This window comes from Pseudomonas putida (assembly GCF_028682475.1).
Classification (GTDB): Bacteria; Pseudomonadota; Gammaproteobacteria; order Pseudomonadales; family Pseudomonadaceae; genus Aquipseudomonas; species Aquipseudomonas putida_AG.
Window position 1 is genome coordinate 201,927 of record NZ_JANHLE010000008.1, and the last position, 12,797, is coordinate 214,723.

Annotated in this window: 10 protein-coding genes; 6 read left to right on the forward strand and 4 right to left on the reverse strand. The window is 62.6% G+C overall.

Going from position 1 to position 12,797, the window contains the following annotated elements; all coding sequences use genetic code 11:
- Positions 1-148: 148 nt before the first annotated feature.
- The 4 genes from NPS47_RS09810 to NPS47_RS09825 all read left to right on the forward strand — a co-directional run bounded on the left by NPS47_RS09810 (position 149) and on the right by NPS47_RS09825 (position 5,627).
- Positions 149-1,627, forward strand: a complete 1,479-nt coding sequence (locus NPS47_RS09810; RefSeq protein ID WP_274294793.1) for a benzaldehyde dehydrogenase — start codon at positions 149-151, stop codon at positions 1,625-1,627.
- A gap of 19 nt (positions 1,628-1,646) precedes the next feature.
- Positions 1,647-2,771: an NAD(P)-dependent alcohol dehydrogenase gene (locus NPS47_RS09815; RefSeq protein ID WP_274294794.1), complete on the forward strand. Its 1,125-nt coding sequence runs from the start codon at positions 1,647-1,649 to the stop codon at positions 2,769-2,771.
- A gap of 63 nt (positions 2,772-2,834) precedes the next feature.
- Positions 2,835-3,719 carry a transporter gene (locus NPS47_RS09820; RefSeq protein ID WP_274294795.1) on the forward strand — a complete coding sequence of 295 codons (885 nt, stop codon included), beginning with the start codon at positions 2,835-2,837 and terminating at the stop codon, positions 3,717-3,719.
- Positions 3,720-3,812: 93 nt separating this feature from the next.
- Complete coding sequence (locus tag NPS47_RS09825) at positions 3,813-5,627, forward strand: sigma-54-dependent Fis family transcriptional regulator (protein ID WP_274294796.1); 1,815 nt, start codon at positions 3,813-3,815, stop codon at positions 5,625-5,627.
- A gap of 4 nt (positions 5,628-5,631) precedes the next feature.
- Here NPS47_RS09825 and NPS47_RS09830 read toward each other — a convergent pair whose 3' ends face one another.
- Positions 5,632-6,417: an enoyl-CoA hydratase/isomerase family protein gene (locus tag NPS47_RS09830; protein WP_274294797.1), complete on the reverse strand. Its 786-nt coding sequence runs from the start codon at positions 6,415-6,417 to the stop codon at positions 5,632-5,634.
- A 222-nt stretch (positions 6,418-6,639) separates the two neighbouring features.
- Here NPS47_RS09830 and NPS47_RS09835 point away from each other — a divergent pair, with 222 nt between their 5' ends.
- A complete protein-coding gene (locus tag NPS47_RS09835) occupies positions 6,640-8,352 on the forward strand; it encodes a hypothetical protein (protein ID WP_274294798.1) in 1,713 nt (570 codons plus the stop codon).
- Between the two features lie 31 nt (positions 8,353-8,383).
- Here NPS47_RS09835 and NPS47_RS09840 read toward each other — a convergent pair whose 3' ends face one another.
- From NPS47_RS09840 to NPS47_RS09850, 3 genes are all read right to left on the reverse strand, one after another.
- Complete coding sequence (locus tag NPS47_RS09840) at positions 8,384-9,529, reverse strand: glycerate kinase (RefSeq protein ID WP_274294799.1); 1,146 nt, start codon at positions 9,527-9,529, stop codon at positions 8,384-8,386.
- Between the two features lie 240 nt (positions 9,530-9,769).
- Entirely contained in the window at positions 9,770-10,033 is a 264-nt protein-coding gene (locus tag NPS47_RS09845; protein WP_274294800.1) for a hypothetical protein, read from the reverse strand.
- 170 nt (positions 10,034-10,203) lie between these two features.
- Complete coding sequence (locus NPS47_RS09850; protein WP_274294801.1) at positions 10,204-11,298, reverse strand: sugar diacid recognition domain-containing protein; 1,095 nt, start codon at positions 11,296-11,298, stop codon at positions 10,204-10,206.
- 161 nt (positions 11,299-11,459) lie between these two features.
- Between NPS47_RS09850 and NPS47_RS09855 the strand changes: the two genes are divergently transcribed.
- Positions 11,460-12,794, forward strand: coding sequence for an MFS transporter (locus NPS47_RS09855; RefSeq protein ID WP_274294802.1), 1,335 nt, complete (start codon positions 11,460-11,462; stop codon positions 12,792-12,794).
- Positions 12,795-12,797: the final 3 nt, after the last annotated feature.

A 12,797-nucleotide genomic window follows, 5' to 3' on the forward strand; every position in this document is an offset into this window, starting at 1 on the left:
CACAGCCCATCCACCCGCACTGTCCAGAAACTGAACATCCAACCCCTGTAGACCTCCTCAACAGCCCCTGTTTTCGGGGGTGTGACCGATTGGCACAGCTTCTGCTCTGTACCTCGTCACGCTCCTACAAAAAACAGGAACACTTGCGATGACTACCTCTGCCTTTCTGCAACCTCTGCTACCCGCCGAACTCTGGAACGAGCGCCTGTTCACCGGCCAATGGCAAGCCGGACAGGCGCCGTCGACACCGGTACTGGAACCGGCCACCGGCAATACCCTCGGCACCCTGGCCAACGCCGATGCCGATCAGGTCGCCTGCAGCACCAAGGCTGCTCACCTGGCCCAGACCGACTGGTTTCAACTGTCCTATGACGAGCGTGGTGCGGTATTTCGTAAAGCTGCCCTGGTCGCCGAAAACCATGCCGACGAAATCGCCGACTGGCTGATGCGTGAAAGCGGCTCCACGCGGGAAAAAGCCGAGTTCGAAACCCGGCTGAGCATCAAGGTACTGCACGAAAGCGCCAGCCTGCCTTCGCGCAGCCAGGGTGAAGTGCTGCCTTCGGTGCCCGGCCGCCTGAGCCTGGCCCGTCGCCGCCCGTTGGGAGTGATCGGGGTGATTTCGCCGTTCAACTTCCCGCTGTACCTGGCCATTCGTGCAGTTGCACCGGCGCTGGCCACCGGCAACGCCGTGGTGCTCAAGCCGGACCCGCGCACCGCTGTGTGCGGCGGTTTCGTTATCGCTCGAGTGTTTGAACTGGCCGGGCTGCCCGCCGGACTGCTGCACGTGCTGCCCGGCGGTGCCGATGCCGGTGCGGCGCTGACCAGCGACCGGCACCTGGCGATGATTCAATTCACCGGCTCCACCGCCGCCGGGCGCAAGGTCGGCGAAGCGGCCGGCCGTCACTTGAAGAAGGTCTCGCTGGAGCTGGGCGGGAAAAACTCGCTGATCGTGCTTGACGATGCCGACCTCGACCTCGCGTTGGCCAACGCCACCTGGGGCGTCTATCTGCACCAGGGCCAGATCTGCATGTCCACCGGCCGCCTGCTGGTACAGCGCGGTATCTACGAGCGCTTCCTTGAACGTCTGGTGGCCAAGGCCCGTAGCCTGACTGTCGGCGATCCGGCTCAGGGCCCGGTGCACCTGGGACCGCTGATCAATGCCCAGCAATGCGATAACGCCCAACGGATCGTGCAGGCCGCGCAACAGGCAGGGGCGAAACTGGAAGTCGGCGGCAGCCATCAGGGCCTGTTTTTCCCGGCCACCGTGCTCAGTGGAGTAAACCGCGACAACCCGGCGTTCAACGAGGAAATCTTCGGCCCGGTGGCAGTGGTGGTGCCGTTCGACACCGACGCCGATGCCGTTGCCCTGGCCAACGATACCGAATACGGCCTCTCGGCCGCCGTGCTGTCGCGGGACGTCGGCCGCGCGCTGAAGCTGGGCGAACAACTGCGTGTCGGGCTGTTGCACATCAACGATCAGACCGTCAACGACGAGGTCGTCAACCCGTTTGGCGGCGTCGGTGCCTCGGGCAATGGCGCCAGCATCGGCGGCCCGGCGAACTGGGAAGAGTTCACCCAGTGGCAATGGCTGACGGTCAAGGGCGACGCCCCGGCCTACCCTCTTTAACCGGCAAAGGACAATAACAATGAACACTACTGCCTACTATCCAATCACCGCAGCCGTCACCCGTGGCAAAGGCGCGCCGTTCACTCTGGAAGCCGCACGGATCCGCGCACCGCGCGCGGACGAAGTGCTGGTACGCATCGTCGCCACCGGCATGTGTCACACCGACATGATCGTGCGCGATCAGTACTATCCGGTGCCACTGCCGGCAGTACTCGGCCATGAAGGTGCCGGCGTGGTCGAGGCCATCGGCCCGCAGGTCAAAGGGCTGCAGGTCGGCGACCATGTGGTGCTCAGCTATGGCCACTGTGGCCATTGCCTGTCCTGTGGTGGCGGTCATACCGCGTATTGCCAGGAGTTCTTCGGGCGTAACTTCAGCGGTGCCGATCCCCACGGCGAAAGCGCCCTGAGCGATGACGCCGGACAGCGGCTGAACGATCACTTCTTTGCCCAGTCGTCCTTTGCCAGCCTGGCACTGGCGCGGGAAAACAACGCGGTCAAGGTCAGCCAGAAAGCGCCACTGGAACTGCTGGGGCCTTTGGGCTGCGGCATCCAGACCGGTGCGGGCGCGGTGATCAACTCGCTGAAAGTCACCCCGGGCAGCAGCTTTGCCGCATTTGGTGGCGGTGCCGTCGGACTCAGCGCGGTGCTCGCCGCACGTGTGGCCGGGGCGACCACCATCATCGCCGTCGATGTCGTGCCGTCGCGCCTGGCGCTGGCAATGGAGCTGGGCGCCACCCACGTGGTCAACAGCAAGGACGTCGATCCGGTGGCAACTATCCGTGAAATAACCGCTGGCGGGGTCAACTTCGCCCTGGAATCGACCGGGCGGCCAGGCGTGTTGCGCCAGGCCGTCGATGCCCTGGGGAGCCGTGGCGCCCTGGGGGTGGTCGGCGCCCCAGCGCTGGGCGTCACTGCCGAGTTCGACGTCAACGACCTGTTGCTCGGCGGCAAGAGCATTCGCGGCATCGTCGAAGGTGACAGCGTGCCGCAAAAGTTCATCCCCGAACTGGTCGAGCTGTACCTGCAAGGCCGTTTCCCGTTCGACCGTCTGGTGAAGTTCTACAGCTTCAAGGACATCAACCAGGCCGCCGAAGACAGCGAAAAAGGCCTCACCCTCAAGCCAGTCATCCGTATCCACAACTGACCGACAGACCCGGGGCGCCCAGCGCCCCGCCCTGCGAATAACAACAAAAAAAGGTACCGCTCTGTGTTCACTCTTTCCCGACCCCGCCTGGGCCTGTTGGCGCTGGCGCTCGTCTCGACAAAATCATTGGCCGTTGACGTCAACTCCGGTGACTACGTCGCCTTTCCCAGTGGCACCAACCTCGCCGCCTGGTATCAGCAATATGGCCGCGCCGAGCGTTACAACGCCGACGGCGGCCCTGATGCCAAGCAGGCCACCGGCATCAAATCCAACATCAGCATTTTGCGTCTGATCCACTACGTCGATATCGGCGGCATCACCTTCGCCCCGCAGATCCTCCTGCCGTTTGGCCACGTCTACGATGCGCGAATCGACGGCCAGTCGCTGGGCAGTAACAGCGGCATGGCCGACCCGATCATTGGCGCAACCTTCTGGCTGGTCAACCAACCGCACGCCGGTGTCAGCGGCCGCTACCTCGGTATCATCCCGCTGGTGTACCTCCCTTGGGGCCAATACGACCGCGACGAGGCGATCAACCTTGGCGAAAACCGCTACAAGCTCGACCTGCAACTGGGCTGGATCGAACCGCTGTGGGGCAAGCTGGCGATGGAGTGGTATGCCGATGCTGTCATCTATGGCGACAACCAGCAGGCTGGCCAGCAAACACTCAAACAGGGCAAGACCTACCAGCTGCAGGCCAATCTGCGTTATGACTTCAACCCCAGTCAGCGTCTGGCGCTGGGTTACAGCGCCAGTACCGGCGGCAAGCAATACCTGGACGGTAACTACAACGGCAGCAAAACCGAAGTTCAGCAAGTACGCCTGGAGTTCCAGCAGATGGTCACGCCGAGGGTACAGCTCAGCACTCAGTTGACCCATGACGTTAAAACCGAGGGCGGTTTTCAGGAAGAGATAGGCGTCAACCTGCGCGCCGTGCTGCTGTTCTAGACTTGACGCTGGAGCAGACCGGCGTATAACCAAAGGCGGCCGCCAGCCCCCAAGGCCCGGCGGCATGCCTCCACTTTTAATACAGGTGTCTCGATGGATGCCCGAACACCCGCCTATCAGCAGCGCCTGGCCATTGCCCGGCAACGTTTTGCCGAAGGCGACAACCTGCCAGCGAATCTGTTGCCCGATGCCGTCGTAGACTCCTGGGTCCGCTCGCGGGCTGCCGGCGTGCAGCCGTCGGACCGCTGGCAAGCTCGACCCGATGATGACTTGCAGCCACTGGCCGGGCAGGACCTGCAACTGGCCAGCTGCGTGCAGCCGGAAATTGACCGCCTGTGGGAGCACATCGGCGGCGCTTCCTGGGCGCTGTTCTGCGTCAACCCCGACGGCGTACTGGTGCATGCGCGCCAGGCCTATGACCTGCTCAGCCCCCTGGCGCCCTTGCAGGTCGGTCGACGACTCCAGGAGCAGGACCTCGGCACCACGGCGCCCGCCTGTACCCTGGCTGAAGACAAGCCGATCATCCTGACCGGCAACCAACACTACCTCAACGACTTCGAGCGGTTTTTCTGTGTCAGCGTGCCGTTACGCGGTCTGCGCGGCGAAGTGCTTGGCGCACTGGACATCACCGGCATCGGCGATCGCCAGGCCGGTGCTGTGCTTGAACAACTCAACCATGCCGCCATGGCGGTTGAGAATCGTCTGTTCGCCGGTTTGAGCGACTGCCGGATTCTCTCGCTGCAACACGACCCGCGACTACTGGGCACCGCCTTGCAAGGGTTGCTGGCGGTAGCCGCCGACGGCAGCATCCGCTGTGCCAACCGTGCGGCCCAGCGCCTGCTGGGGCTCAATGGCTACACCCACGACCACCTGCACCTTGAGCACCTGTTCGATGTCAACAACCTGCTGGACGCACGACCGGTGGCGCAACAGCTGATCCTCACCGACGGCTCCAGACTGTACGGCCAGTTGATCGAACCCACTCCCCACAAACCTGCCCCGGCACCCACGCGCCTCACCGGTACGGCCACCGCCCAAGGCAGCGATGCGTTGCTCAACCAGCAACTGGCCAACGCCCACAAGGCCTTTGCCGCTGGCGTGCCGATCCTGCTGCTCGGAGAGACCGGTACCGGCAAAGAGGTGTTCGCCCGTACCTTGCACGAACACTGGAACCCGCAGGCGCCCTTCGTCGCCATCAACTGCTCGGCCATTCCGGAAAGCCTGATCGAGGCCGAGTTGTTCGGTTACGCCGAAGGCACCTTCACCGGCGCGCGCAAGGGTGGCTCCAGTGGCCAGCTGGCAGCAGCCCATGGCGGCACCTTGCTGCTCGACGAGATCGGCGACATGCCTGCCGCCTTGCAAACCCGGTTGCTGCGGGTGTTGCAGGAGCGCGAGATCACCAGCCTCGGCAGCTCGGTGCGCCGCCCGCTGGATGTGCGAGTGATCAGCGCCACCCATTGCGACCTGGCGCAGCGCATGACCTCACAGCTGTTTCGCGAAGACCTCTACTACCGCTTGAACGGCCTGACCATCAACCTGCCGCCGTTACGCCAGCGCAACGACCTGCCACTGCTGATCGAACGCCTGCGCCTGCGCCATGGCGTGCCGCCCCTGCACCCTGAGGTGCTGCAAATGCTGCAGCAACACACCTGGCCGGGCAATATCCGCCAACTGGAACAGGCGCTACGCCTGGCTGCGGCGCTGGCCAGTGGCGAGTCGATGACCTTGCTCTGCCACTTGCCGGTAGACCTGCAGGCGTCCGCGCACCTGGCTCAGCCTGGTGATCTGCAAAGCACCTTGCGGCACACGATCCAAGCGGCTTTACAGGCTAACGGCGGGAACGTCTCGGTCACCGCCAGTCAGCTGGGGATCTCCCGGACCACGCTGTATAAAAAGCTCAAGGACTGATCACTTACTGGCCAGTGAACACCGGCATGCGTCGCTCGGCCATGGCCCGCGTACCTTCGGCGAAGTCCTCGCTGATGATCTGCCATTGCTGTTCGCTGGCTTCGCGCTCGACCGCGCGCGCGACCTGGTCGGCCAGGCCTTGACGCAAGGTTTCGCGGCTGGACATCACCGCCCGCGGCGCCGAGCCGGCGATCTCTTCGGCCAGCGCCCGCGCGGCCTGTCGCTCCTGGCCGGGTTCGGCCAGCACATCGGCAAGCCCGATGTTCACCGCCTGCACACCATCGATGCGGCGGCCCGTGGCCAGCAACAGTGCTGCTTGCTGCGGGCCGACCAGACGCGGCAGGGTCACCGACAAGCCGAACCCCTGGTGAATCCCCAGACGATTGAAGTTCGCGCAAAAACGCGCCCGGCTGCTGGTCACACGAAAGTCACCGATCAGCGCCAACCCCAACCCACCGCCAACGGCAGCGCCTTCAACAGCTACGATGATCGGCTTGCGGGTGCGAAACAGCTTCACCGCATGCTGGTAGATACGTCGCGGGTACTGCGGGTCGTTCTCCGCTGCCCCGGAAAAATCGGCGCCGGCACAAAACACCGTACCGCCCGCCTGCACAATGACCACTCGGCATTGCTCCAACGCGTCGAGATGCTCCAGGACGCTGACCAGATCTTCAATCAGCTCTTTGTCGAAGAAATTGTGCGGTGGGCGGCTGAACTCCAGCACCGCCACGTACCCCTCCAGCACCAGCTGGATACCACGACCCGGTTCGAAAACGTGGGACTGCGACATGAATGTCTCCTCGACGGCTTGGTCTTCGTACGCGCGGCCCGTCGCCGCTGCACACTGTTGATGGTGTTACTCGCTTGCTGATCGGCAAGGTGATAACAGCCGCTATAAGTTCCGGTCAAACGTCCTCGTTCTTCACCACCCGGCTCGGGTGGCGCAGCCCCTGTGCTTGGGCGCTAAGGTCAGTTGTCCCCCAACCAGAACAACAAGAGAGAGACACATCGCATGAAGATTGCTGCCCTTTCGCGCTGGACGTTGATATCCGGTTTCCTCGCCCTGCCCCTGGCCGGCTTCGCCCAGGCCGGTGTTGCGCCAGCCAACCCCTTTCTGGCGCAGTCCTACAACAACCAGACGCACTGGAATGACGGCGCCTCAGACAGTACCGATATCGCCATGGCACGCGGCGCGTTCAAGCTGACCCCGGACTCTTACCGGATCGTGCCAAACGAGTCGGGCAGCCTGGTGCAGTACACCGACAACGTCGCCGGCACGGATGTGTACTGGTACTGGGCCGGCTTTTCGCTGCGCAAACTGAAGGTCGAAAAGGACTTCTCGTTCAGCGAAATCGCCCGTGTCGACCTGCCGGTGACGCTCCCCAACTATCAACCGGTGAGCGCGCAGCAACGCCTGGAGCAAGCGGCACAGACCCGCAGGTTTCTCGACGCCAAGGACGAAAAGGGCTTGCTCGAGTACATGCAGCGTCAACCCAATCGTATGTTGACCGGCACCAGCGACCAGGTTCTCAACGGCGCGATCTACTCGTTGCTGACCCGCGACGATGCGTTTATCGGTGCCAGTGGACGACGCCTGTTCCGCATCGACCAGAACGACCCCAAAGACCCTGCCTCCGGCATGCAGATGACCCGTGAGGCGCAGCTGCCCGCCACCCTGTTCGACAACGAAAAGGTCAAGCGCGGTGTCGGCTTCCCCGCCGATGTCACCCTTGGGCTGGGCATGACACTCAACGGCTACCTGGTCGCCAATACCATGGGCGGTGCCGTCATTACGCTAGATCGCGATACCCTCAAGGTCATCGACACTTACCGTCTGGAAGGTAGCGACGAGCTGTTCCTCAACTCGTTCGCCACCGGCCCCGAGGTGGACGGCGGTGCCGTCTATGTAGCGTCCAACCAGCATATGTACCGTTTGGTGGTGGACAAACAAGGCAAGCTCCACGCCGACGAAAACCACGGCGCCTGGAAGGCGGCCTACGAGCGTGGCCCGCGCTTCACCTCGGTGAAAGTGGCCGACGGCACCGGGTCGACCCCCACCCTGATGGGCTACGGTGCCGATGAAGACAAGCTGGTGGTGTTTACCGACGGCGCGAAAAAAATGCGCCTGGTGGCCATGTGGCGCGACCAGATCCCTGCCGGCTGGAAACAGAAGCCCGGCACCCTGTCCGCGCGCATCGCCGATCAGCGTGAAGTGGACATGGGCGCGGGCATCGACACCGTGCAATCAGAACAATCGGTGGCCGTGTACGACGGCTATGCCTTCGTCGTCAACAACATTCCCAAGGACGACAAGCCACTGCTGAACGAGGCCAAATACTACGTCACCATGCTCAACGGCATGACCCGGCCAGCACCTGAGGGCGTGGCCATGTTGAAGTGGGACAGCACCCGCGACGTCTGGAACAGCCAATGGGTCCGCAGCGATGTCAGCTCGATTTCGGTGGTACCGATGATCAGTGGCGGCAGCCGCATGGCGGTGGTCAACGGTTTCTACACCAACCGCCTCGGCGAGGGCTATCACATCGGCATGGACCTGGACACCGGCAAGACCGTGCTGGAAATCGCCACCGGCAGCGACCCGCTGTTCAATGGCATGTACGCCCCGATCAAGGTCGATGCCCAGGGCCGGTTGATGTACGGCATGGCCTTCGGCCTGGTGCTGATGGATACCCGGCGCATGGAAGCGGTCAAGGCCGCGAACTGATCTGTTGAGCGCTCTGGCGGTGTCGGCTGGCTCAGCCTTGAGCCTTCCGCGCGCAACGCCAGAGACGCGCGACATCCCGCGCCCGGGCGTGCAGCAACGGCGCCGCCTGGGTACACGCCTGCTCCAGGCTCATCGGGCCATTGGTCAACGCGAAAGCGGCATCGATACCGTGGGCGTAGAGTTGCTCATAACCTTCACCCAGGGTCCCGGCGATCACCACCACCGGTACGCCGTGGCGTCGGGCAATCCGGGCAACGCCGAACGGCGTTTTGCCGCGCAGGGTCTGGGCATCGAATCGCCCCTCGCCAGTGATCACCAGATCCGCGCCCTGCACTGCCTGCTCCAACCCGGCCAGCTCAGCGACAACGTCGATACCGGGGCGGAACGTGGCCTGCATGAACGCCTTGGCGGCAAAGCCCATGCCGCCAGCGGCACCGCAGCCGGGAAAGTCGCGTACATCTTCACCCAGCAACTGAGCGCAATGATCGGCAAAATGCCCCAGTGCCTGATCCAGGGCCTGCACCTGCTCGGGACTGGCACCTTTCTGTGGTCCGAAAATAGCCGATGCGCCGTTATTGCCGCACAGCGGATTATCGACATCTGCGGCGACTTCAAGCTGCACCCCGGCCAAACGCGGATCCAGACCGCTGGCATCCAGGCGTGCCAGCTGAGCCAGGGCCAGGCCGCCTTCGACCAGTGAGTGTCCGTGAGCATCCAACAGGCGCAAACCCAGTGCCCGCAACATGCCGCTGCCGGCATCATTGGTGGCACTGCCGCCGATGGCCAGAATGATTCGCCGGGCGCCTGCATCAAGGGCGGCAGCGATCAACTGACCCGTGCCGAATGTGCTGCTGCGACAGGCATCACGTTGCGCCAGGCTGAGCAACTGCAAGCCACTGGCCTGGGCCATTTCGATGATCGCCGTGCGGCTCTCGGCCAGCCAGCCCCAGCCGGCCTGAACGGGTTCTCCCAGCGGGCCGCGTACGTGCTCGCGGCGCAGTTCACCGCCACAGGCAGCAATAATCGCTTCCATCGTACCTTCGCCACCGTCGGCCATCGGGCACTTGAGCAACTGCGCATGCGGCCAGACCTCAGCCAGCCCCCGGGCGATGGCATCGGCCACCCCTTCGGCGCTGAGGCTGTCCTTGAACGAGTCGGGGGCGATGACGATTTTCATGGGGCTTCTCCTGAACCGAATAGCCATATGCTGACAGCAAGTCAGCGAGGCGGCCTTGTTCGGATGCACAAAAAGCAGGAGTGGCTGGTTGGGCAAATGCTTCGAAAGCCTTGCGCTTTCAAGCTCATTTGCGCGCCCCTCGACACTGGAGAAGCCACCCCAAGCCGTCCCCGATTTTCACAAAAATGGCAGGTGGGTTCGGCCTGGAGCATCGTAACTATGCGAATGTTTTTTCAGCAGCTACGGGGCAAGTTGCGTAAGTGTAAAGGTGAATGGCTTCGGATCATTAGCCTCTACACCCAGTGAGTACCTTTCATTTAACGCAACGTTGAATTGATACGCCCATTGGGTTTGAGTTTCACCGAGGGGGGTGGAACCGTTGAAAACCTGTGTGGTGCCACTGACGATAAATACGTTCGAGGCACGAACATTGTGATCACCATTTTCAATAGTTCTGCCGAACTGGTCCTTAACGCCCGTGATCTTCGCTGCTACTTTTTCCATGTCATTCACCTTGGTGGTGGTTTGGATTGCAGGCTCAGTATTCCTAGGCGCGGTTAGGCCCCACAACTATCAGTTTTACTAGTTCCGGCTTAATGACTGAAACTGTTAGGCTCGTTGCGGGTGTTCTTGACCCGTCGCCGTAGTAGCGCTCGGCCAGACACTCTTTGTTATCAAGCCGGCAGCAGTTGCAGCCCCAGGTAAAGACTCAACATCCCCTCCAAACGCAACGGATCTACCTCCGCCAATTCCGCAATCCGCTCAAGACGATAGCGCAGACTGTTACGGTGAATCCCCAAGGCGTCAGCGCAGGCCTGGCTCTGACCGTCATGAGCGCACCAGGCGCGTAAGGTGGCGAGCAATTGACCGCTGTTGTCTTTGGCGCGAATGCGCTGCAAGGGTTCGAGCAGCTCGTCCAGGGCATCATCGTTGCGGTGACGCCAAAGCAGCGCGGGCAAACGGTAGCGGGAAAGTGTAAGGATTCGCTCGGCCGGCAGCACTTCACGGCCATAGGCCTGCAAGTCACGGACACGCCGGTACCCACGGCGCAGTTGTTCAAGGCTCTGCGCTGGCGAGCCGGTGGCCAGGCGCTGCACATTCCAGCCGTGACGCTGGAGTTTCTCCAGCAAGCGCGGCTCATCCAGGGTCACGCTGGCCGGGCGGCACCACAGCAGTGACTGACGCGCAGGGCTTACGCACCAGCTGTCCGGATAGCGGCTCATCAACCAGCCGGCCAAGGTTTCTGCAGCGGGGCCGGTATCCAGCTCGAACAGACATGGCACCCGCGGCAGCTGTGGCTTGAGTCCCAGTTGCCGCGCTTCATCGACCAGACGTGGCGAATCACCCGAGCCGCCAAGTAACAACGCGAGCAAATCGTCGCATCGCTGGCGCCGCCATTGCTGCTCCACCTGCATATGCCGTTGGGCCAGGAGCATCTCGGCGGTCATGCGTACCAGTTGCGCATAAGTACGCAGTTGCTGCGGATCGCCGGTCAGGCCCAGCACCCCCATCAAGCGACCATCGAGCAGCAGCGGCAGGTTGATCCCCGGCTGCACACCCTTCAGGCACTTGGCCGCCTCGACATCCAGCTCGACAATTCGGCCGTTGGCCAGAACCAATTGCGCCCCTTCATGACGGGTATTGATGCGCTCCGGCTCGCCACTGCCGAGGATCAGCCCCTGGCTGTCCATGACGTTGACGTTGCACGGCAAAATCGCCATCGCCCGATCGACGATATCTTGCGCCAGGTCATGGTCCAGTTCGAACATGGGAGGATCCTTGTTGTCGCAATGATTGGTCCGCGGCACAGCAGGCCGCTGAAAATGCTGTGCATAAGCACAAAGACAGCCACGGTCCGCTCACCGAGACTCATCGCAGCAGCCGCCTCGACGCAGGCTGCAGCGATAAAAATAAACGAAGAGAGCAAATCATGTCATACAGCCCTGCCCCTGACCAAGGCCAAGACGACACCCGCAATGCGCTGTATCGGCGCATCACCCTGCGGCTGATCCCCTTCATCTTCATCTGCTACCTGTTCAACTACCTGGACCGGGTCAACGTTGGCTTCGCCAAGCTGCAGATGCTCGATGCACTGAAATTCAGCGAAACCATCTACGGCCTCGGCGCCGGTATCTTCTTTATCGGTTACGTGCTGTGCGGCCTGCCCAGCAACCTCGCGCTCAATCGCTTCGGTCCACGACGCTGGATCGCGCTGATGATGATCGTCTGGGGCACTTTGTCGACGTGCCTGCTGTTCGTCACCACACCGATGGAGTTCTACGTGCTGCGCCTGTTCACCGGTGCGGCTGAAGCAGGCTTCTTCCCTGGCATCGTGCTGTACCTCTCGCGCTGGTTCCCGGCCACACGCCGCGGGCGGATCATGGCCTTGTTCATGTCGGCGATCCCGGTATCCGGGCTGCTCGGCGGGCCATTCTCCGGCTGGATCCTCAACCACTTCGCCGCCGGTCAACATGGCCTGGCCGGCTGGCAGTGGATGTTCCTGATCCAGGGACTGCCAACCATATTGCTGGGCTTCATGGCGGTGTTCCTGCTCAGCGACGGCTACGCCACGGCCAAATGGCTGAGCCCGGCAGAGCGCGACATGATCAAACATGACCTGGCCGTCGATGCCGCCAGCAAGCCGGTCACCGCCAGTGACAGCCTGCTCTCGGTGTTCACCAACCCGATGATCTGGACCTTCGGCTTCGTTTACTTCTGCATCCAGAGCGGTGTGTACGCGATCAACTTCTGGCTGCCGTCGATCATCAAGAGCCTGGGCTTCAGCGATGCCCTGCTGATTGGCTGGTTGAGCGCGATTCCTTACTTGCTGGCAGGTGTGTTCATGCTGTTGGTGGGGCGCTCGGCAGACCTGCGCAACGAGCGGCGCTGGCACCTTGTGGTGCCGATGCTGATGGGCGCGGCCGGCTTGCTGATTGCGGTCAACTTCGCCCACAGCCCGGTCATTGCCATTATCGGCCTGAGCATCGCCACCATGGGCGCCCTCACCGGCCTGCCGATGTTCTGGCCAATGCCCACGGCGCTGCTCAGTGCCGGTACCGCCGTGGCGGGGCTTGCGATCATCAACTCGGTCGGGCAGATGGCCGGCTTCCTCAGCCCGTACCTGGTGGGTTTCATCAAGGACCAGACCGGTTCGACCGATGCGGCGCTGTATTCGCTGGCCGGCTTGATTGTGGTCGGCAGCCTGGTGGCTTTGCGGGTTTCGCGTTCGCGCGTTGGCAATCGTGTTGCTGAACAAGTGAATTGAACT

Excerpts from the sequence above, each read along its gene's own strand:
- NPS47_RS09810 (WP_274294793.1), top strand. The coding sequence starts at position 149 with ATGACTACCTCTGCCTTTCTGCAACCTCTGCTACCCGCCGAACTCTGG.
- NPS47_RS09815 (WP_274294794.1), top strand. The coding sequence starts at position 1,647 with ATGAACACTACTGCCTACTATCCAATCACCGCAGCCGTCACCCGTGGC.
- NPS47_RS09825 (WP_274294796.1), top strand. The coding sequence starts at position 3,813 with ATGGATGCCCGAACACCCGCCTATCAGCAGCGCCTGGCCATTGCCCGG.
- NPS47_RS09830 (WP_274294797.1), bottom strand. The coding sequence starts at position 6,417 with ATGTCGCAGTCCCACGTTTTCGAACCGGGTCGTGGTATCCAGCTGGTG.
- NPS47_RS09835 (WP_274294798.1), top strand. The coding sequence starts at position 6,640 with ATGAAGATTGCTGCCCTTTCGCGCTGGACGTTGATATCCGGTTTCCTC.
- NPS47_RS09840 (WP_274294799.1), bottom strand. The coding sequence starts at position 9,529 with ATGAAAATCGTCATCGCCCCCGACTCGTTCAAGGACAGCCTCAGCGCC.
- NPS47_RS09845 (WP_274294800.1), bottom strand. The coding sequence starts at position 10,033 with ATGGAAAAAGTAGCAGCGAAGATCACGGGCGTTAAGGACCAGTTCGGC.
- NPS47_RS09850 (WP_274294801.1), bottom strand. The coding sequence starts at position 11,298 with ATGTTCGAACTGGACCATGACCTGGCGCAAGATATCGTCGATCGGGCG.
- NPS47_RS09855 (WP_274294802.1), top strand. The coding sequence starts at position 11,460 with ATGTCATACAGCCCTGCCCCTGACCAAGGCCAAGACGACACCCGCAAT.